Raw genomic sequence first — 2,935 nt, 5'->3', positions numbered from 1 at the left:
AGTTGGCGCCCCTGGCACGCCCGCAAATCACAGTTCCCATCACCTCGATCCAGTATGCCTTTGACGAATCGCGCAATCTGAAAGGCGCGCTGGTCGCGGCCGCCCTGGTGCTGATGCTGCTTGATACGCTGGCGGTGTTCTGGATGGGCGGCCTGTTTTCACGCCGGCCGCGCCGCGCCGGTGCCGTGACAACCACCGCCGCCATCCTGATTGCGCTGGGTAGCTCGTTCGGTCATGCCGACCTTGCCCGCGCCGACGACGCCAAGCCGGGTGACGAAATTGCCATCGAGGCGATTTCGAAGACCCGCATCGCCTATGTGCTGACCGGCGTGCCGGGCGACGATTCGATCAGCCGCGCCGGGCTCGAGGGCCTGACGCGCTTTCTGGTCGAGAAGACGGCGCTGGAACCGGGTGAGCCGGCCGGCGTCGACATTTCGAGGGACGAGTTGTCGTTCTATCCGCTGATCTACTGGCCGATCGATCCGGCCGCACCGATGCCCAGCCAGGCAGCGATCGCCCGCGTCGACGCCTATATGCAGCAAGGCGGCACGGTGCTGTTCGACACCCGCGACCAGTTCGCCAACGGCATCGGCGCCGATTCAACCAGCCCGGCGACGGAGCGGCTGCGCGACATCCTCGGCAATCTCAACGTGCCGCCGCTGGAACCGGTACCGTCCGACCACGTGCTGACCAAATCCTTCTTCATCCTGCCCGAATTCCCCGGCCGCTTCGCCGGCAGCCCGCTCTGGGTCGAGGCCTCGCTCGACGCCAGCAACGCCGAGAACCGGCCGGTGCGTACCGGCGATGGCGTCTCGCCGATCATGATCACCGCCAATGATTTCGCTGGCGCCTGGGCGGTCGACGAGAACGGCGATGGGCTGCTGCCAACTGTGCCGGCAGACCCGATGCAGCGCATCTACGCGCTGCGCGCCGGCGTCAACATCATGATGTACATGCTGACCGGCAACTACAAATCCGACCAGGTGCACGTGCCCATACTGCTCGAACGGCTGGGGCAGTAGGATGAGTTTGTTTGATGCCCTCCGGTCGCGGATAAACCCTCCCCAAAAAGAGGAGGGTAAGGAATGAATTGGTCGATCTCCTTCGAACCGCTGATCTCCTGGCCACTGCTGACCTTGGCGCTGGTGCCGCTGGCGCTGCTTGCGCTGGTCGGCCTGTGGTTTCGCCAGCGCGGTTCGGTCTTCCGCTTCATCGCCCTTCTGGCGCTCGCCGCCGCTTTGTTCAACCCGGTGTTCCTCAACGAGGAGCGCGAGCCGCTGAAAAGTGTTGTCGCCCTCGTCGTCGACCGCAGCCAGAGCCAGGATATCGGCGACCGCACCAAGCAGACCGACGAGGCGTTGGCCGGGCTGCAGCAGCGGCTTGGCCGCTTCAAGCAGTTCGACGTGCGCGTCGTCGAGGCCGGCAAATCCGAGGCCGCCGAGGAGCGCACCGAGACACGGCTGTTCGGCGCGCTTGAAGGCGCCTTCCGCGACGTGCCGCCGTCACGCATCGGCGGCGCCATCATGATCACCGATGGCGAGGTCCATGACGCGCCCCCCGGTGCGCCCGATTTCAACGCCCCGCTGCATGCTTTGATCACCGGCAACGATCACGAGAAGGATCGCCGCATACGTTTCGAGAACGCCCCGCGCTTCGGCCTTGTCGGCAAGCCGCTCGACATGACCTACCGCGTCATCTCGACCGAAAACGAGACCGGCCCGGTCGATGTGCGCGTTTCGGTCAATGGCGAACAGGTCGCGGTCGAGCACGCCACTGTCGGCCAGGCGATGCCGTTGCAGGTCACCATTCCGGGCGCCGGCCGCAACATTGTCGAACTCGCCATCGATCGCGAACCGGGCGAACTGACCGACACCAACAACCGCGCCATCGCGCTCATCGACGGCATTCGCGAGAACTTGCGCGTGCTGCTCGTCTCCGGCGAGCCGCATGCCGGCGAACGCACCTGGCGCAACCTGCTGAAATCCGACGCCTCGGTCGATCTCGTCCATTTCACTATCCTGCGGCCGCCGGAAAAGCAGGACGGCACGCCGATCAACGAATTGTCGCTGATCGCCTTCCCGACCCGCGAACTGTTCGTCGAGAAGATCAAGGATTTCGACCTCATCATTTTCGACCGCTACCAGCACCGCGACGTGCTGCCGATCCTCTATTACGACTACATCTCCGAATATGTCGAAAAGGGCGGCGCGCTGCTGATCGCGGCCGGCCCCGAATATGCCGGCGAAAGCTCGATCGCGCGTACGCCGCTGATGTCCGCCCTGCCGGCGATGCCGACCGGCGAGGTGGTCGACAAGGCCTTCTATCCGCGCCTCACCGAACTCGGCCAGCGCCACCCGGTGACGCGTGGGCTGGATGGCTCTGCCACCGAGCCGCCGCACTGGAGCCGCTGGTTCCGCACCATCGGCGTGCAGAATCCCGAAGGCGCAGTGGTGATGAAGGGCGCCGACAACCGGCCGCTGCTGTTGCTCGACCGTAAGGGCGAAGGCCGCGTCGGCATGCTGCTGTCCGATCAGGGCTGGCTGTGGGCGCGCGGCTTCGAGGGCGGCGGCCCGCATGTCCAGCTCTACCGGCGCATCGCCCACTGGCTGATGAAGGAGCCTGAGCTCGAGGAAGAGCGGCTGACCGCCGACGGCCGCGGCATGGTGCTGGAAATCCGCCGCCAGACGATGGCCGACGATCCCGGCCCCGCGCAGATCATCACCCCATCCGGCAAGACCTTGACCGTCAAGCTCGAGAAATCCGAGCCCGGCGTCTTCCTCGGCAGCGTCGAGACCAGCGAGATCGGCCTCTATCAGGTCGCCAATGGCGACCTCACCGCGCTCGCCCATGTCGGGCCGGTCAACGCCCCGGAATTCGCCGACGTCATTTCCACCGAAAGCCGGCTGAAGGCGCCGGCTGAAGCCACCGGCGGCAG

General features: G+C 65.7%; 2 protein-coding genes. Both read left to right on the top strand.

Annotated features, from left to right (window positions below; translation table 11 throughout):
- Nucleotides 1-1,022: DUF4159 domain-containing protein (locus EOC06_RS26100; RefSeq protein ID WP_164898739.1), on the top strand; the 1,022-nt coding region annotated here is incomplete at its 5' end.
- Nucleotides 1,023-1,085: 63 nt separating this feature from the next.
- Nucleotides 1,086-2,935: hypothetical protein (locus tag EOC06_RS26095; protein ID WP_245470078.1), on the top strand; the 1,850-nt coding region annotated here is incomplete at its 3' end.

This window comes from Mesorhizobium sp. M7A.F.Ca.MR.362.00.0.0, from assembly GCF_004023175.1.
Classification (GTDB): Bacteria; Pseudomonadota; Alphaproteobacteria; order Rhizobiales; family Rhizobiaceae; genus Mesorhizobium.
The sequence above is the reverse complement of the archived record's forward strand: the minus strand, read 5'-3'. Positions and strand labels throughout refer to the sequence as shown.